19 protein-coding genes are annotated in these 18069 nt (G+C 42.9%); 7 read left to right on the forward strand and 12 right to left on the reverse strand.

Annotation, left to right across the window (positions count from 1 at the left end):
- Nucleotides 1–21: 21 nt before the first annotated feature.
- The 6 genes from GQ671_RS12250 to GQ671_RS12275 form a co-directional block, all read right to left on the reverse strand.
- Complete coding sequence (locus tag GQ671_RS12250) at nucleotides 22–2082, reverse strand: copper-translocating P-type ATPase (RefSeq protein WP_160657679.1); 2061 nt, start codon at nucleotides 2080–2082, stop codon at nucleotides 22–24.
- A gap of 171 nt (nucleotides 2083–2253) precedes the next feature.
- Entirely contained in the window at nucleotides 2254–2760 is a 507-nt protein-coding gene (locus GQ671_RS12255; RefSeq protein ID WP_160657683.1) for a CueP family metal-binding protein, read from the reverse strand.
- An 811-nt stretch (nucleotides 2761–3571) separates the two neighbouring features.
- Complete coding sequence (locus GQ671_RS12260) at nucleotides 3572–4315, reverse strand: glucose 1-dehydrogenase (RefSeq protein ID WP_160657686.1); 744 nt, start codon at nucleotides 4313–4315, stop codon at nucleotides 3572–3574.
- A 243-nt stretch (nucleotides 4316–4558) separates the two neighbouring features.
- Complete coding sequence (locus GQ671_RS12265; protein ID WP_160657689.1) at nucleotides 4559–5176, reverse strand: FMN-binding negative transcriptional regulator; 618 nt, start codon at nucleotides 5174–5176, stop codon at nucleotides 4559–4561.
- A gap of 14 nt (nucleotides 5177–5190) precedes the next feature.
- A complete protein-coding gene (locus tag GQ671_RS12270; protein WP_160657691.1) occupies nucleotides 5191–5703 on the reverse strand; it encodes a GNAT family N-acetyltransferase in 513 nt (170 codons plus the stop codon).
- Complete coding sequence (locus GQ671_RS12275) at nucleotides 5703–6170, reverse strand: MarR family winged helix-turn-helix transcriptional regulator (protein WP_160657694.1); 468 nt, start codon at nucleotides 6168–6170, stop codon at nucleotides 5703–5705. Before GQ671_RS12275 ends, GQ671_RS12270 begins: the two co-directional genes overlap by 1 nt.
- Nucleotides 6171–6738: 568 nt before the next feature.
- Here GQ671_RS12275 and GQ671_RS12285 point away from each other — a divergent pair.
- Together GQ671_RS12285 and GQ671_RS12290 are read left to right on the forward strand one after the other, a co-directional pair.
- Nucleotides 6739–7578 carry a YitT family protein gene (locus GQ671_RS12285; RefSeq protein ID WP_246153284.1) on the forward strand — a complete coding sequence of 280 codons (840 nt, stop codon included), beginning with the start codon at nucleotides 6739–6741 and terminating at the stop codon, nucleotides 7576–7578.
- A 232-nt stretch (nucleotides 7579–7810) separates the two neighbouring features.
- A complete protein-coding gene (locus GQ671_RS12290; protein ID WP_160657702.1) occupies nucleotides 7811–8446 on the forward strand; it encodes an NAD(P)-dependent oxidoreductase in 636 nt (211 codons plus the stop codon).
- A gap of 122 nt (nucleotides 8447–8568) precedes the next feature.
- On the opposite strand, the gene GQ671_RS12295 is transcribed toward GQ671_RS12290, so the two are convergent.
- Together GQ671_RS12295 and GQ671_RS12300 are read right to left on the reverse strand one after the other, a co-directional pair.
- On the reverse strand, nucleotides 8569–9354 hold the full coding sequence (locus tag GQ671_RS12295; RefSeq protein ID WP_160657705.1) for an SDR family oxidoreductase: 786 nt from the start codon (nucleotides 9352–9354) through the stop codon (nucleotides 8569–8571).
- 83 nt (nucleotides 9355–9437) lie between these two features.
- Complete coding sequence (locus GQ671_RS12300) at nucleotides 9438–10709, reverse strand: OFA family MFS transporter (protein ID WP_160657708.1); 1272 nt, start codon at nucleotides 10707–10709, stop codon at nucleotides 9438–9440.
- Between the two features lie 224 nt (nucleotides 10710–10933).
- On the opposite strand from GQ671_RS12300, the gene GQ671_RS12305 reads away from it, so the two are divergent.
- Nucleotides 10934–11707 carry an acetoin reductase gene (locus GQ671_RS12305; protein ID WP_160657727.1) on the forward strand — a complete coding sequence of 258 codons (774 nt, stop codon included), beginning with the start codon at nucleotides 10934–10936 and terminating at the stop codon, nucleotides 11705–11707.
- A 74-nt stretch (nucleotides 11708–11781) separates the two neighbouring features.
- On the opposite strand, the gene GQ671_RS12310 is transcribed toward GQ671_RS12305, so the two are convergent.
- Nucleotides 11782–12489: a DNA alkylation repair protein gene (locus tag GQ671_RS12310; RefSeq protein ID WP_160657730.1), complete on the reverse strand. Its 708-nt coding sequence runs from the start codon at nucleotides 12487–12489 to the stop codon at nucleotides 11782–11784.
- 259 nt (nucleotides 12490–12748) lie between these two features.
- Between GQ671_RS12310 and GQ671_RS12315 the strand changes: the two genes are divergently transcribed.
- Nucleotides 12749–13504 carry a hypothetical protein gene (locus GQ671_RS12315; protein WP_160657733.1) on the forward strand — a complete coding sequence of 252 codons (756 nt, stop codon included), beginning with the start codon at nucleotides 12749–12751 and terminating at the stop codon, nucleotides 13502–13504.
- A gap of 44 nt (nucleotides 13505–13548) precedes the next feature.
- Here GQ671_RS12315 and GQ671_RS12320 read toward each other — a convergent pair whose 3' ends face one another.
- A complete protein-coding gene (locus tag GQ671_RS12320) occupies nucleotides 13549–14448 on the reverse strand; it encodes a YsnF/AvaK domain-containing protein (RefSeq protein WP_246153261.1) in 900 nt (299 codons plus the stop codon).
- A gap of 243 nt (nucleotides 14449–14691) precedes the next feature.
- Here GQ671_RS12320 and GQ671_RS12325 point away from each other — a divergent pair, with 243 nt between their 5' ends.
- A complete protein-coding gene (locus tag GQ671_RS12325; RefSeq protein ID WP_160657735.1) occupies nucleotides 14692–15459 on the forward strand; it encodes an SDR family oxidoreductase in 768 nt (255 codons plus the stop codon).
- A gap of 41 nt (nucleotides 15460–15500) precedes the next feature.
- Here the strand turns inward: GQ671_RS12325 and GQ671_RS12330 are convergent, their stop codons facing one another.
- Both GQ671_RS12330 and GQ671_RS12335 read right to left on the reverse strand, forming a co-directional pair.
- Nucleotides 15501–15713 carry a hypothetical protein gene (locus tag GQ671_RS12330; RefSeq protein ID WP_160657737.1) on the reverse strand — a complete coding sequence of 71 codons (213 nt, stop codon included), beginning with the start codon at nucleotides 15711–15713 and terminating at the stop codon, nucleotides 15501–15503.
- 20 nt (nucleotides 15714–15733) lie between these two features.
- Nucleotides 15734–15961 carry a hypothetical protein gene (locus GQ671_RS12335; protein WP_160657740.1) on the reverse strand — a complete coding sequence of 76 codons (228 nt, stop codon included), beginning with the start codon at nucleotides 15959–15961 and terminating at the stop codon, nucleotides 15734–15736.
- Nucleotides 15962–16119: 158 nt separating this feature from the next.
- Here GQ671_RS12335 and GQ671_RS12340 point away from each other — a divergent pair, with 158 nt between their 5' ends.
- Together GQ671_RS12340 and GQ671_RS12345 are read left to right on the forward strand one after the other, a co-directional pair.
- A complete protein-coding gene (locus tag GQ671_RS12340) occupies nucleotides 16120–16989 on the forward strand; it encodes a patatin-like phospholipase family protein (RefSeq protein ID WP_160657744.1) in 870 nt (289 codons plus the stop codon).
- 225 nt (nucleotides 16990–17214) lie between these two features.
- On the forward strand, nucleotides 17215–18027 hold the full coding sequence (locus tag GQ671_RS12345) for an alpha/beta fold hydrolase (protein WP_160657747.1): 813 nt from the start codon (nucleotides 17215–17217) through the stop codon (nucleotides 18025–18027).
- The last annotated feature ends 42 nt before the right edge of the window (nucleotides 18028–18069 follow it).

Genomic DNA, 18069 nt, shown 5'->3' on the forward strand with positions numbered 1-18069 from the left:
TAGTATAAAAATCACTCTATCTTAATCCATTTCAAATCGATGCAGCAATTGTGCATTGAGGGCTACGATGATGGTACTTAAACTCATCAGTATCGCACCCACAGCCGGGCTGAGTACAATGCCCCAAGGCGCCAGAACCCCTGCAGCCAATGGGATGGCAAAAATATTATAGCCGGTTGCCCATATCAGGTTTTGGACCAGTTTATTATAGGTTCGTTTGGAAAGACTGAATATGGCCAGTATATCTTTAGGATTGCTGTCTACAAGAACGATGTCTGCGCTATCCATAGCGATATCCGTCCCTGCTCCGACTGCAATGCCAACATCCGCTTGTGACAACGCCGGTGCATCATTAATTCCATCACCTGTCATTGCTACAACTAGACCACGCTTTTGAATTTCTTTCACTTTCTCTGCCTTCTGATCCGGCAAAACTTCTGCATATACTTCATCAATACCAATTTGTTCTGCAACGTAGTTCGCCACTTTCCGGTTGTCTCCAGTAAGCATGATGGCTTTGATATTTCGCTTGTGCAATTGTTCAACCGTCTGTTTGGAGCTCTCTTTGATTTTATCTGCCAATGCGATGGCACCTGCCAGCGCTTCATCAATGATCAGGAATACAACCGTCTTTCCCTGTTCGGACCATTTGTTGAAGTTCTGATCTTCAAAGGGGATATCCTGTCTACTGATATATCCGGGACTTACAACTTTGATATTCCTGTTATCGATTGTCCCTTCAATTCCCACACCAGTAATAGAATTGAAATTTGTCATTTCATACAGTTTCAGTTTTCTTTCCCCTGCTTCATTGAGTATTCCCGTAGCAATGGGATGCTCAGAGTCATTCTCCACTGTAGCAGCATAGCTTAGTATCTTATTTTCGTCCATATCACTGAACGTTTGCACGTCTGTTACTCCAAATCTACCTTCAGTCAACGTACCCGTCTTATCGAAAATCACTGCATCGATATTACGCGCCCGTTCAAACTGAGGACGTCTGCGGATCAACAGGCCATGCTTTGCTGATAAAGCAGTAGAAACAGAAATAACCAGAGGTGCTGCGAGACCCAAAGCATGCGGGCAGGTGATAACCATGACGGTCACCGTTCTCTGTATCGCCATATCCACAGTGGCCCCGATGCTTATCCAAACAACAAAGGTGATAATACCGGCAGCCAGAGCGATATAAAACAGCCATTTGGCCGCCTGATTTGTGATGTCCTGCGTTTTGGATTTGGTCTTCTGGGATTCTTTGACCATTTCGATGACCTGATTCAAGTAGGACTCATCCATCAATTTTTCTACTTCTATTGTAAGTGAGCCTTCCCTGTTGATTGATCCACCGATCACCTCATCATCAACAGACTTGGTTACCGGAACGGACTCGCCTGTCAGCATGGATTCATCGATTTGCGATTTCCCTTTAACAATCTTTCCATCCAATGGCATCTTTTCTCCCGGTCTGACCAGGAGCAGATCCCCTGCTTTGATATCATCAACCTGCACTTCTTCCGTTTCGCCATTCTCAGTAATGCGGCTTGCCGTGCTTGGCATCAGGGATGCAAGTGACTCCAGGGCTTTGGATGCTTTATTGATGGACCGCATTTCAATCCAGTGCCCCAGAAGCATAATCAGTACCAGGGTTGCCAATTCCCAGAAAAGCTGCTCCCCGTTGAACCCGAATACGACAGCCATGCTATAGAAGAATGCGATGGAGATGGCCATGGCAATCAGTGTCATCATCCCGGGTTCTCTGTTTTTCAGTTCATCGAAAGCACCCTTTAGGAAAGGCCAGCCACCATAGAAATAAACAAATGTGGACAGGCCAGCGAGAATATAAATGTTCCCTGTAAAGCGCCAATCGACTCCCATGAAATTCTGGATCATCGGTGACAGGAGCAGGATGGGAATGGTGAATATCAGAACAATAAGAAACTTATTCCGGAATTCTGTCACCATATGCCCGTGATGATCATGTGCACCGTGCCCATGATTATCGTGATCATGTGCCTCATCATGAGACCCATTGTGACTTTCGTGCTCATGATAGGCCGTCTCTTCCTGACTATGATGATTCATTCTATCACTCCCTAATATTTTGTCTTAATTTCATTATACCCCTTAGGGGTATAATGAAACAAGTAAACGATTTCCAAAATCGAATTTTATAAAGGGATTTATTCAGCTGGTATACAAACATAAAAATCCCCGAACACTTTGGAAGTGTTCAGAGATTCAAGTCGGAAATAACTACTTCAGCTGCAAGTCAGTCAAACAAGTACTATCTCCATCAAAAGTGGAGAAAGCATACTCGGTATGTTTATCTTGATAACTGATTTCTACTGTATATTTTTTATCTCTGGGCAACCAGAGATCCATAAAGCCATTTTCAAGGGTTGTTACTGTCTCATCAATATGTACCTTCCCTTGTTCGTCTGTAATTTTCACATCCACCTTTTCATTTGCCACCTCACCCTGACACCCGGTCAGATTATGGAATTCACATGGATGCGTATATGTAAGGTAAGGCGCTATCGATACAAAAAATTCATCTTCAGGAAGATCATGGACCTCCTCTTCTCCACCATTCCGAACAACAATATTCTTATCATTTATTGAAGCCGACTCTACGATATTACTGGCACTCAGCTGTGATACGAATTCTTTGACATTTATTTCATTTGAAGCTGAATCGTTGCCACATCCTGTTAGAATAACCATTAAACCTACTAAAGCTGGCATTAAATACTTTTTCATTTGAATCCCTCCTTCCGCTCAATTATATCAAGCCTACTCAAATACGTTTCTCGGAACTGTAACAATTATGTGAATTACAAGCAAAGATATGAAAAGACAATAGATATCCACCTTCTTATCTTCTTGTAGTGATAAGGCTAATTTAATTTTTTTTTATATATAATAATTTCAAGACCAGACTAAAGTCTTTCAGTTGAAACTTTCATTTCCATTACAATGCATTTTTCATTTCTATATCTACAAAAAGATTCTTTAATAATCATCAAGGAAAGAATCGATTCATAACATCGAAATAAAGAAGATTATCATTCAATATCATAATCACGCCATCAACCTTCGTAATTACGATTGAGTATTTCAACATCATCGTATACAAGAAAAAGCGAGCATCGAATCGTTTACGTGGACCAGAACCATTGAGCCATATCCTGTTAATATACAAGAAAAGATGAATGGCTATGTAGGTGGACTTCCAACCCCCTCCCAGATTACAGGAGAATATTTGACTTTTTCTGATCTGTCTATCGGCGGAAATTGTAAACGTACTTTTCCAACTGGGTTGGCTCCTCTATCATAATCGCTAGGAGCCCGGTGAATTGACAAAGACCAAGATTACGGAAACACAATCTGAACGATTGTACATCAGCTTAAGTTTCATCTACAGTTTTCCAACACCGTTAATAACTGATATAAAAAAATCAGAGTGACGATAGACTATATAGACGGTGTGCTCAATGAGCACACCGTCTATATAGTTCTGTATTTATTATTCGCTTTATAATCTTACTGGATTTACTAACACATGACCACTTTACATCTGTTGTATCAAACCGCCGTCTGCGACGAACTCTGTGCCTGTAGAGTAGCTCGACTCATCAGAAGCCAGATACAATACGAGATTGGAAATCTCTTGCGGCTCGGCCATACGTTTAAGAGGAATCTTCTGTTCCAATTCTTTTACCATTTCTCGTACATCTTCCTGCTCTGTCATTGGTGTGCGTATTGTACCTGGATGCACAGAATTGACCCTGATACCATGGGGAGCAAATTCTACTGCAGCAGCTTTTGTCAGTCCTCTGACTGCGAATTTGGATGCAATGTAAGCACTGGTATTCGCACTGCCCACCATGCCAGAAATAGAAGATATATTAACAATCGATCCGTTATCGGCTTTTTTCATCGATGACAAGACATGTTTCATACCTAGGAAAACACCATCCTGGTTAATCATACTTGTCTTGCGAAAATCTTCCAACGATGTATCTTCAATTGATTTGGATACGACAATACCAGCATTATTGACGAGTATATTAATCGGTCCGAATTTATTCTCTGTTTCTTCGATCAACTTCGTCCAGTTACTTTCATCGGTGACATCGAGTTCAATGAATACTGCTTGGTCTCCAAGTTCGTCTGCCGTCTTTTTCCCATCCGAAGCGCCTAAATCTGCGATGACAACTTTAGCACCCTCATCAACGAAGAGCTTTGCATGCACCTTACCCATGCCGCCAGCTCCCCCTGTGATCACTGCAACCTTACCCTCTAATCTTGCCATTTACAAAAACCCCTTTTATAGTAAAATGTATATCTAATTCCAATTTCAGTATATCGGACATCTATTTAACATTCAATGTAAGCGCCTTCAAATTTAGAACTTACTGACATTTTTAAAGTGTAAAGTCGGTTTTAACTCTAGGTAATATGCCAAAGGCTTTTTATTTTTTCTTACGGGAGACTCATGTAGTATATGTCAAATTATATAGAATAATGAAGAGGACCATGTGTTGAACTTTAACACTTATAATTCAGGTAGAAATGTATTCATAGCATCAGCCAGCTCGTTTTCCATTCTGTTTTTAGAAGACCTTAATTCTTTAATAATATTCTCATAGTCTTCTTCATTGCGATTTTGACTTAATTTATACGCTGCCTGGACTTCATCGACTTTAACTCTGAAGCCGACGATACCTTTAACTTGCTGACGGGTAGTTTCAGATAAATTATCCCATGTTGCGCCCTTTTCGCGATGACCTTCATAACTGTTCAACAGGCTTGTTAAATCTTCAATCAATTCTTCTTCGCTTAGAATCTCACTGGTGCCATATATGTGTACACTTTGGTAATTCCAGGTAGGAACATTTTCTTCTTTATACCACGTTGATGATACATAGCCATGTGGCCCTTGAAACATGACTAGAGCATTTTGCTTATCATCCATCGTTTTCCATTGCTGATTCCCTTTTGCAAAATGACCGGAAACATATAAATCGCCTTCTGTTTCCTGAATATTGACAGGCACATGTGTTGCAATGGGTTTAACCCCGTCATATGAGACAATTGCTGCAAATGAGTTTTCTCGGATGAAGCTTTTGATCTCATTGAAATCATTTACTTGGTAATATTTTGGAATGTACATATTAACTCCTCTCTTCAGCCCTTTAAAGATTTACTCATAATGATATCAATCTGACGATCGTCACCCATATAAAAAGCGTGTTCATCTATTTGCTGAAATCCTAATTTCTCATAGAAACGAATTGCATTAGCATTCTTCTCCCACACACCCAGCCATAATTTATTCCGGTTCATCTCTTGAGCAAGATCCAGCACTTGATTGAACAGCTGCTTTCCCAATCCATGCTTTTGAAATCTACTTAATACATAGATACGTTCTATTTCCAGACTCTTACCTTTCATCTCTTCTGTCTGGGCATCTTCAACATTAACTTTTAAATACCCTGCCAAATTGTTCTGATAGTAAATGAAATAGAAATATGAATGCGGATTTTCCAATTCCTTGAGTATTTTTTCCGATGTAAATGCCGTACTTAAATAGGCATCAATATTTTCTTTTTTATTTTGTGGTCTAAAGGTTTCATCAAATGTGACGTAGCTTATTTCCTTTAATTCAGATAGATCTTCAATTGTACATTGTCTGATCATTATTTATTCCCCTTTTTAATACTCTCTTTTATATCCTTTTTCACACGTAGCCAGTCGTGTGAAACATTGTCTTTAACTCTTTCTAATAAACCTATTAAGACATCAATTTCATCTTCGGTTAATCCTTGTAGAGCCACAGCATTGGAATGTTCATTTTCGCGAATTATAAATGGATAGATTGCTTCTCCTCTTTCGGTTGGAAACAGCAACTTGTTTTTTTGATTATTTGAATCTGTTTTTTTGGTTATTAACCCATTCTTCTCTAGATTTTTAATAGCTCGCGCAGTAGTTGTTCTATCAATTTTTAAAATCTCCGCCAATTTCTCTTGAATAATTCCAGGGTTTTCACAAATTCTTACGAGATAGACAAACTGACCTTTTGCCAGATCAAGTTCTTTGAACTCTATGTTGCTGATCGAATCGAGTGCTCTGGATATAATGCCAATATCCCTTAATATATCCTTCATAGCTCCTCCTTTTTGTTGCAAATGCAACATATTTATAAGCCTACTATATCATATTTTGTTGCATTTACTATAAAAAATATTTCCAATTCTCTCATTTTTGATAATTATAGTTGGTAAAGTTGGAAGACACTTCTCTGGAATCATAAATCCCCTCTTAGAAGAATTACGAACAGCTTAATATGTTGGATATCCGCGAATACCGTACCAAAGATTTCCCTGATTTTCTGAGCTTCCTCTTCAAACATATCGATCCATTCTTCTCTATAGTCTTGAACCTCAACTTTCATGAAAACTCACTTCTTTGCTCGTTTTATTGTATCAATATCTTTGCACTCTATCCTTTATTCATTCAGGAAAACGCTTACTTTTAAAAATGCTCAAATCCCCTGGGCCGCAAGGATTCCAGGCTGAATTATCTTTCTATTAGGACTATGAGTAAATGAGTTGAAATTTGTTACCATCCCCTTTATTATGAATCAGCGGCATTAATAAACGATTCACAAGGAGGGTTATTGAAATGATAAAAAAAGGGCTGAACAAAATCAATTTTGAAAATATAAAAATACTCATGACGCCGAGAATTACACTTCAGACATTGCTGAATATAGCAGCTGTCATACTGGGGGCTTTCCTATTCTCGATCGGGGTCAACCAATTCATGATTCCAGGGAACCTCGGAGATGGCGGCGTATCGGGGCTTGCGATCATCATCCTGTACGCGTTTGATATATCCCCGGCTATTTCCACACTCGTACTGAACGGTATTCTGCTCGTGATCGGATTCAAGTTCCTATCCAGACGCGGCATGTACTACACAATATTTGCGGTCATCATGATGTCCATATTCCTCGGAATTACAGATTCATTTGTCATACAGACGGATGAAATCATGCTCAATGTCATTTTCGGTGGCCTGTTCCTTGGTCTCGGTAATGGTCTTGTCATCCGCATTGGTGCGACGACGGCTGGATCGGCCATTCTCGGACGGATCGTCAATAAGTATACGGATATAAAAATTGCGAATGCCATACTGGTATTCGACCTCATGGTCATTACAATCGGCCTGACGGTACTGACAATCGAGCAGGTACTGCTCACTGTCGTTGCGATGTATATCAATGTGAAAGTCATGGACTTCATGATAGAAGGTATGAACCCGAAAAAAGCCATCACCATTGTTTCACAGAAACCTGAAGTATTGGGCAAGCTGATCAACAGTGAGATCGGTCGCGGTGTCACGATGATGAACGGCAAAGGGTTCTATTCCAGGGAAGAGAACGACATCCTCTATGTCGTCATCAATAAATCCAAATTGACCCGACTCAAGCGTCTGATCAAGCATTATGATGAAAATGCATTTGTCGTAGTTAACGATGTGAACAGCGTACTCGGCAATTCCATCGCCTAGGTGATCAAATAAATCATGACAAAAAATCTTTTAATCCACAGTCCTGTCCTTTGTACTATACGAAGGACAGGTTTTTTATGGACTGGTCATGATACTAAACGACCCGGATTAAATGAACTTCCCGCCATGCCCCAGTCTCCCGGACTTAAGATTCTTTTAATTGTGAGCATAAATAAAGTGAGTAGGACATCTCCGTGGTAATATGACCCTATCAACCATTGGAGGGATACAAATGAAAATTGGAATCATTGGGGCAACAGGTCAGGCAGGTAGTCTTATTCTAAAAGAAGCAGTGGATCGTGGACATGAAGTTACAGCAATCGTAAGAGATGCTTCGAAACTTCAGACAGCGGATGTCAATGTTGTCGAAAAATCCATCTATGATTTATCATCACAGGATTTGGATGCACTTGATGTTGTGGTCAACGCATTTGGTGCACCAATCGGTGAAGAACAGCCTCACGTTGATGCAGGACACGCGTTGATTGAGACACTGAAAGGTACAGATACGAAAGCAGTCATCGTCGGTGGTGCAGGCAGTCTGTTTGTTGACGAAGACAAGACTCTCAGAGTAGCGGACACAGACGATTTTCCAGATGCCTTTAAACCGACAGCGAATGGACAAGCTCGCAATCTGAAGGAACTTCAAGAGACGTCTGATATCACATGGACATTCATCAGTCCTTCAGCAGATTTTGATGCCGAAGGAAAAAGAACCGGTAGTTACGAAACTGGGCAGGATCATCTCCTATCGAACTCCGAGGGCGAAAGCTACATCAGCTATGCCGACTACGCCATTGCGGTATTGGATGAGATTGAAAATCCAAAACACGTCAACGAGCGGTTCACTGTTGTTGGAGAAAGATAGTATATTTATCATATGGAGGGTGATTTCCTCTATTGAATATTTGAAATTAGACAGCAGAAAAACTGGCGCCGATATTAAATCGGCGCCAGTTTTTTACTTTACATTATATAGATCATCAGTCACTATATCTCGATCTCCCAGTTTTCTTTTTCCTCTTTACGCATATTCTCCGCTGTATCCTCCGGAAATGCGGTACGGAACTTGTGATGATCCATCGGAATGATTTCCACCATCTTATCGATCATCAGCTGCGGATCGTTCTGCTGATCGAGACCCTGTTCACTTTCTTTCAGATTCTCGACGGAAGTATGGTGTTTATCCGGATCGAACCATTCCCACTTCTCTTCTACTGCACGCTTGTTGAAACCGGTCTCGAATGGACCCGGATTGATTGTAGCCACCTGTACATTGAACTCTTCCATCTCCTGGCGCATCGATTTGGCGATGGCTTCAAGGGCATGCTTGGTAGAGGAATAAAGCCCTTTGTAGGCTGCAGCCATCGTGCCTGCCATGGATGACATGAAGATGATCTTACCTTGTCTCTTCTCGACGAACTGCTCCGCTGCGATGCGTGCCGTTTCAAGTGTACTGAATACGTTCACTTCGAACATCTGACGCAGTGCCGACATCGGCACTTCCCAGATCGGACCGCCTTCATTGACTGCTGCATCGGCGACGAATACGTCATACTCGTAGCGCTTCATGCGTTCCCGATCATCCGGGTTCGTAATATCCATTTTGAAGATCTCGATGTCCACACCAGCCGCTTCGGCCGCTTCCATCAGTCCCGTCTTCTGCGGGTGGTTTTCAACACTGGCAATCACCTTGTGGCCATTCTTTGCCAGCCCAATTGCTGTGCCTTTCGCCAGTCCGGAACCAGCACCTGTTATCATAATGGTCTTACTCATTTATAGCCGTCTCCTTTATCGTTAATGATAAAGTACTCTTCCCGTCTCATGTATTCATAAACGTCGAAGGATACAGCATGCAGTCAGCTGGTGGCGAGTGCTTTCTCCCGCTCCACTGCTTCACCTGGCAGGTCCACTTTTCCAGGTTTGACGACGAATATGCTGATCAGCATCGCAACGGTGAAGAGTGCCATGATGACAAACAGCAGTACGTTGTAGGATCCTGTCTGATCGAGTATAAATGTTGCAAGCTGGTTGCCGGTCAGCCCGGCGATGGCCCAGGCGGATAGCGCCAGACCATGGACAGTGGAAATGGCATGGAGTCCAAAACGGTCGGCGAGAAGTGGCGGCAGGGATGAGAATCCCCCGCCATAGCCTGCATTGATGATGCACAGGAGAGCAATGATGAGAAATGCCATGACTACCCCATTCATATTATTGAATACGAGTGGCAATAGAATAACTGTAATGGATGAAATGAAGATAATCTTATAGATCGAGTTGCGGTCTTTCAGCTGATCACCGAGCGCCGAAAACATGAGTCTGCCACCGGCATTGAAAACAGCAGTCAGTGAGCTGACGAGACCGATTGCACCGAATCCAACGAACAGCAGAATGCCCTTCTCCTGTGAGATCAATGCCAATCCGCATGTAATATTCAAGTAGAACATCAGCCAGATACCGATGAATGTTTTATTTTTCAATACTTCTATGTAATTAAATTTTTGCCCCTGGGCGATGGCTTCCGTATAGCCGTCCGGCTTCTTGATCATCAGATGCCCGATCATCATCATCACCAGATAGACACCCGCCAGAATATAGAACATCGTATAGACATTTTCAGGATTGATGAGCACACCTTCACTGTTTCTGGCACCAAGCAACTGGCCGATCAGCGGACTTGCGATGACTTTCGCCAATCCGAATCCCAGAACCGCAAGACCTGTCGCCAGCCCCTTCTGCTCCTTGAACCAGAGCATCAATGTCTTCACCGGTGTGAGATAGCCGATGCCAAGACCAATCCCCATGACAACTCCGTAGGAAATATAGACGCCAATCAGTGACTGCTGGGCGATGGAGAAACCTGTGCCCGCCATCCCGGCAACGAAGAATACTGCCGCAAGCAGAGACGATTTCCGAATGTCCTTCTCGACAAACTTTCCACCAAAAGCTGCAGACATCCCAAGAACGAAAATGGCAATACTGAATGCCCATTCCACATCACCGACACTACTTCCCATGTAGGCGGCAATGTCTCCCTTGAAGAGTGACCAGCAGTATACTGTTCCAATGCTGCAGTGAATCAATAAAGCCGGGAGCACAGCGCGCATCCACTTATTGTTGAACTTATCCATATGACAATTCCTCCACTTTATCTATTTAAAATACGAACGATAAATAGAATAATAACATAAATGTACGTAAATAATATAATTTATTTATAATTTTTATATGCATTTATCACTTATAATCTTTTTATACGAATATCTTTAGAAAAAGTATTTATCCCTCATTTTTAAAATTGTTTTACTCGATTAAGGGTAAAGAGGAAGTGGATTAAATTTGAAAGGATGAGTAGATGAATAAAGTTGCAGTTGTTACAGGTTCCGGTGCGGGTCTAGGTAAAGGTATCGCATTACAGCTCGCGAAAGATGGATTCAAAATCGTCCTGCAGGATATTAATGAAGATGCGTTGAAATCGACTGAAGAAGAATTCAAGAACGAAGGGTATGAAGTCGTCTCTGTAGTGGGAGATGTATCGAAGCGGGACAAGCATACCGAGTTTGTCAAAACAGCAGTCGATAGTTTCGGCCAGCTGGATGTATACGTCAATAACGCAGGCATTGATATCGTCGCCCCGTTCATCGAAACGACCGAAGAACAGATGAACAAGATCTTTGCCATCAACGTCAATGGCGTCATGTTCGGTACACAGGCGGCTGCCAAACAGTTCATGGAACAGGGCAGTAAAGGAAAAATACTCAATGCGTGCAGTATCGCGGGGCACGAATCCTATGAAATGCTCGGCGCCTATTCCGCAACCAAGCACGCAGTCAAATCGCTGACGCACTCCGCTTCCAAGGAGTTCGCAAAAGAGAATATTACAGTAAACGCCTACTGCCCGGGTGTAGCGAAGACCGAGATGTGGGATCGTATTGATGCGGAAATGGTCAAATACAATGACGATATGGAACCTGGAGATGCATTCGCGGAATTCTCCGGTGCCATCTCACTCGGACGCTATCAGGAGCCACAGGATGTAGCGAATCTCGTCAGTTTCCTTGCATCCGACAAGGCCGATTATATTACTGGTCAGGCAATCGTTACAGATGGCGGACTGGTGTATAGATAGGATATATAGGACAAAATTCATACTCCCCAGAATATAGTTTATTCTGGGGAGTATTTTTCATATTTCAGTTGTTATCAGCACCTTACATATCTCCTCTTGAACCCGATTCTCCCCTTCTCCACCTGTTTCATGATATTCTCATGTGCATTCAGTTGTGCGGGCTTCTTATTTTCTCTTTTAAGTTCGACTATGCCTACCTTTTCCGATGTTTCTATCGCTGCTTCATGCAGTGGCTTGAATGAGGTGGCGACCGTATAGATGAAGTTGTTCATGGAAGCTTTCATCCTCTCCGGAGCATCATGGATTTCCGCCTCTGCCTGCTTCAGCAGACCAGCAATCTTCTCTTCAGAAAACTCATGGTCTTTTCGGCTGCCGAGCAGCCAGCAGTAGCAGCTCCATCCAGCCGACATCTTCAGCTCTTCTCCGCTGTCGATCCATTTGTCAGCAACATCCTGTGCAATATCCGCTTCCGCCAGTGTCACCGCAACCACATAGTCGGACAGCATATAAAAGTATGCCTGATCAATCCATCGCTCGTAATCTGCTTCGCTCATCCCATTCGGATCTGCGATGACCCCTGCGAAATACATGGCATCATAGTTGCCTGTCGCATATAGCTGCTCTGCCAGTGGCTGGTCGATTTTTATTTCCTTGGCCATCGGCTTCATGGCACCTGTCGCAACACCGAAGAGCGGTTCTTTCGCACCATTAGATATATACATCTTCTTGCTCCTTTCCTTGCCAAGGCTCTCCAGATTCTCCATCACTGTTTCAAAATCCATATCCTTCACCCCTTCGTCATAGTCACTTCAATTCTATCACTTTACCTGACAGAAGGTACTAGCCTCACGTGTCTCCTTAAATAGCCATGACAAACTGGATTTAAAAATTTTATTTATCAAACGTTCGTATTTAATCGAACATATGTTCGTGTTATAATATGATTACGTTCGGGTGACACTTGAAAATAGGATGGTGAAAATGCATCTGGAGCATAATGCTTCTAGAGAGTAGCCACCCTATGACATTGGAGGTCAGATCATGTTCTATAACTTGCTTTATTTCAACGAAAACCTATATGACACCTATTATGCATTCGCCAGTGCCGGTCAGGCTGTGGAATTCAGGGAAATCGAATCTCAGACGGATAAAGGGGCCCAACTGGGATTCGATAGTACACAGTTCGGACTGGGCAAGTCGTCTGTCATAAAGGGTGAAATTATAAATAATGCACCATCAAAGCTGATCAGTCTGGAGAAGAGCCTTGAGCATAATGACTACTTTGTGGATTTTGAAACGGGAGATCCATTAAGGCATATCGAGGATCTGAGCAGAAGGATGATCTTCAGAGCGACAATGCCTCTGAAAATACACGAAGATTTCGATATGTATGAGATGTCGCATCTGATGAAGACGCAGCTTATAAATTCCGGACTGATGGGCTCGACTTCCGATGACGCGGACCTGTTCAATATGGTCTTCGACTTCGACAAAGTGAAGCTGCCGGTCTACAACAACGATATGGATACACTGATCTTCAGCAGGATCCATAAGGACTGCATACTGATCGAGGAAAATGAATTCGATGAGCTGGGGGAGGATAACATCATCCTTGCCAAAGTGAAGAGGATATATGAGGGAACGTTCACTCTATTTGATCCATTGAAAGACTTTATGAACCTCGACAGCAACGCGAGAAAAGTAATGGAGAACGATATTGGAAATCAGAAGCAATTACAGCCGATCATCATGGATGCGAACGCGATAGAAGTGGAAATCATCGCAATCTACAGCTAAAAATAAGCCCCACTCTTCTGAGTCGGGCTTATCATCACTTAATTTTATATTCTATCGTCTCTTCTATCTGTTCTTGTCGTCTCGTCGATATCCACATCTTCGTGACGGACATCTTCAGAAACGTGCTCTTTATCCTGCACTTTATCTTTCTTGACGACAACTTCTTCGGAAACAACACTTTCCTTGTCGACGTTGACACGCTCTTCATTTACCGGGATTCTGATGGATTCGTCTCCTTCGATGAAGGCGGAGTCGTCTGCAGGTCTTTCATTATCCACGGGACGTCTCTCGACTGTCACTTCGTCACGTTCTACAGGTACATCAAATTCCTGATGGTCTGTTTCGACATGCTTGTCGACACCCACTTCACCTGTTTTAACATTTTCTTTTTCAAATTTAAGGCGTTCTTCACGCAGTTCCATCGTCTCTTCATCAGATGCAACGTTGCGATTGCGGTCTGTGGCATCATAGGCACCGGCTGTCCCTGCAGTTGCACCCTCTGAAACGCCAGTAGCGTCGCCAAATGAATTGCCTGTATCGCGATCAATGTCTGTTGCAGCATAGTCGTCGGTTGTCCTTGCAGTTGCACCTTCTGAAGCAGTGGCAACATTACCAGATGCTGATGATTCACCATCGACATAAAGGATAATTTTATTTTCGTCCAACGCTTGTCTGAACTCTTCTTCTTCACCGGCTGTCATGCTCGTATCATCAACCGGCTGATTCCGTGTATCTTCACCTGTAAAGAATGACACAACCTTATCCCACGGGCTGCCTTCGGAACTTTTGATGTTCACATCGGAATAATCTCCAAATGTACCACCCATATTCAGGTCACGATTAGCGATAATCGTGATATTATTTTCTTCTACGCCCTGTGACTTCAACTGGTCTATTCTGTCTCTGACTTCTCTTTCGTCGATAAACGTTTCCATTTTTCTCATGATTAGTCCTCCAGTTTAATTTCATTGATCAATTTATTTTTTCATTACCGTGTCAAAATGTTTCCATTTCAACTCTACGGTTAATGCATATTTACCCGTGCCACAGCATGGCAAACATATGCATATCTCATCTTTGCTCCAGAGTGATACATGGTAATGCCAATAGATGTAAACGCTTGCAATATTATCAATTAGGAATAAAATGTAAGTGTATCAATCAACTTGAATCAGGGGGAGAAAGTTATGGCTAAGTTAGAAGGTAAAGTAGCAATTGTCACAGGTGCTGCATCCGGCATGGGACGTGCGATTGCCAAGCTCTACGCCAAAGAAGGTGCGAAAGTCGTTGTAGCAGACTTCAATATGGAAGGTGCGGAGACGGTCGCAAAAGAAATCATGGAAGACGGCGGTACAGCGAAAGCAATGAGTGTCAACGTAACCGATATCGATCAGATAGAAAAAATGATCGATACGACGATTGACGAATATGGTGAACTGAATATTCTCGTCAATAACGCAGGCATCATGGATGGTTTTGAACCTGTAGGAGAAATTACAGATGAAAAATGGGATCAGATCTTCGATGTGAATACTAAAGGCGTCATGCGTGCGATGCGCAAGGTAGTGAATTACTGGATGAATGCAGAGAAGGAAGGCGTCATCGTCAACACCATCTCAACTGGTGGGCTGAACGGCGCACATGCCGGTGTCGCTTATGGTGCCTCCAAGCATGCCGTGGTGGCACTGACAAAAAACACCGGATTCATGTATGCGAAGAACGGTATTCGTGTCAATGGCATCGCACCAGGCGCAGTGGAAACCAATATCGGTTCTAGCATGAAAGGTGTCAGTGATTTCGGCATGCAGCGTGCTGGCATGACCCATGGCCTTTCTCCGCGGACCGGCCAGTCTGAAGAGATTGCCGAAGCTGCACTCTTCCTCGGATCTGATGCTTCCAGCTTCGTCAACGGTACTGTTCTGACAGTCGATGGCGGCTGGACCGCAGGGTTCTAAACATAAGGCAGACCGGCATCCATATGCATATGGACGCCGGTCTATTTTTCATCTCTTTCGTAATCTCTATCGAAGTAATCATACTTGAGAATGTACTCAAATAAATAATTTATAAAAAACATGCCCAATGGAATGATCAGAAGTACAAAATGGGAGCGATGATACCATTCTTCAAAAACAGTCATCAATAAAATACTACAGAAGATGAGCCAGGCAAATCCAACTAGAGCGGCGGTACCATTGATTTTAGACATGTCCTCTCCTCCAATGAAGCTTATTTACGTTGCTTCCTATCCTTCTTGTAGTTTTTATTAAAGAAGTCGTATTTGAGGATATAGTCAAAAAGAATTCTAATCAATAGCACCGGTGCAACGATGATGAGTGGAATGACAATCAGATTCATTGAAAAGAGCCACTCTTCAAGTACAGTTTGCGCGAGTGTAAATGAGACGATCACCCAGACCAGCCCAAGTAGTAAGGATGTTTTGTTCAGTTGCGGCATATTTGTTCTCCCTTTATAAAAAGTTCTATTATTTTCAGTCTACATGATTAGGACCTTTGACTTCAATGTTTCCAGAGCCTGGAGACTTACTTACACATCAATCATCTGTTAGAATTCTACATAAAGAAACAATTTAAAAGGAATTGAAGGTGTAATCTATGACAGACGCAGGACTGGTGCTTGAAGGTGGCGGCATGCGTGGTCTTTATACAGCGGGCGTACTGGAATATTTCATGAGCAAGGAACTCTATTTCCCGTATGTCATCGGTGTTTCAGCGGGTGCGTGCATGGGGGCTTCCTATCTTGCACGTCAGCGGGGACGCAACAGGAAAGTTAATCTCGACTTCCTTGAGGATAAGCGCTATCTTTCATTCTCAAACTATATTAAAAAGCGTGAAGTATTCGGCATGGACTTCATTTTCGATGAAATACCGAACAAGCTTGTACCATTCGATGTCAAAACACTGATGAATGGACCCGAGGAATTTGTTATCGGTGCCACGGACTGCGAATCCGGCGATCCGGTCTACTTCAAAAAAAGTGACTATGATGAGACGACAATCGCAAGACTGCTCCGGGCATCGAGCTCCCTGCCTTTCGTCGCATCGAGTGTCCAACATAACGGGCAACTACTGCTCGATGGTGGCATCTCCGATCCAATCCCCATCAAAAAGGCGGAAAGTGACGGCTTCGAACTTAACATCGTTGTGCTGACCAAGCCGCGCGGCTATTTTAAGAAACCAGGCAAGATGTCGAAGATCATCAAATATAAAGATCACCCGATCATCAACGATAAACTCGGTGTGCGCTACAAGCACTATAATCAAACCCTTCATTACATTACCAGGCAGGAGAAAGCGGGCAAGGCATTCGTCATCAGTCCGAGTCAGGATATCAAAGTGGGCCGGACTGAAAAGAATAGGGAACGACTGGAAAGTTTATATGAACTTGGCTGGAACGATGCGAAAGCACAGTACGAAAAGATGAGAGCATTTCTAGGATCTATGGAAAAACAGTACAATCATTAAATAACCTGGCAGAAATATCTGCCAGGTCTCTTTTTTGTTTTCAACTATGGATAGTGTCGGATTTTTAAGAGAACCAGGTTAAGTACTTCAGTGTATTCTGCCGATTATACCCTCTGCGGGGATAGTGACACTCTTTAAATACTTCGAATTCGAAATGTTTATTATTCTGCAACCGGGGAAGATTATATTCGTAATCGCAATCGAGACTCCAAGGAGGACAAATTGATGACACATCAGATTGAAACTAAAAATGGTAATAAAATTCACGTTGAAGACTATGGCAGCGGGCAGCCGATTGTATTCCTGCACGGCTGGCCAGCAAACAACAGGATGTTTGAAGCTCAATCACTCTCAGTAGTTGAGAAAGGCTACCGCTACATCGGCATCGACTACAAAGGCTACGGTGGATCCGACATTACAGCAGATGGATACAGCTACGGCGATATTGCTGACGATATCCAGCAGGTCGTCGAGACACTTGACCTTAAAAATATCGTTGTTGTCGGTTTCTCTGTCGGTGGCCCGATCGCATTGAAGTACGCAGTAAAATACAATAGCGATAACCTGAATAAGATGATCCTCATCTCCCCAGCTGCACCAAGCTTCGTCCAGCAGGACGGCTACGATTACGGCATGAAGAAAGCGGAAGTCGACGAACTGATCGAAGGACTTAAACAGGACCGTCCGAAAGCACTCGGTGAATTTGGTGAAAACTTCTTCTCATCGAACGTTGAGAACTCCAAGGATTATAAAACTTACTTCCACGGACTCGTCTCCACTTCTTCACTCATTGCGACAGTGAAGCTGGCTGAATCATTGAGAGATGCTGATCTTAGGGAAGAAATCAAAGACCTTGATCTTCCGATCTTCGGTATACACGGGAAAGAAGATGCGGTATGCCCGATCGAGTTCTCTGATGTTCTAGAAGACACACTGCCGAACTATACACTGCACAAAGTGGATGATGCGGGTCACGCCATCTTCCATGAAAAGCAGGATGAAGTCAATCAGTTGATCAATGACATCCTGAAAAAATAAACCAAAAAGTTACCCCTGCAACGGACATCACTCCGCTGCGGG

Source organism: Salinicoccus hispanicus, assembly GCF_009831115.1.
Lineage (GTDB): Bacteria > Bacillota > Bacilli > Staphylococcales > Salinicoccaceae > Salinicoccus > Salinicoccus hispanicus.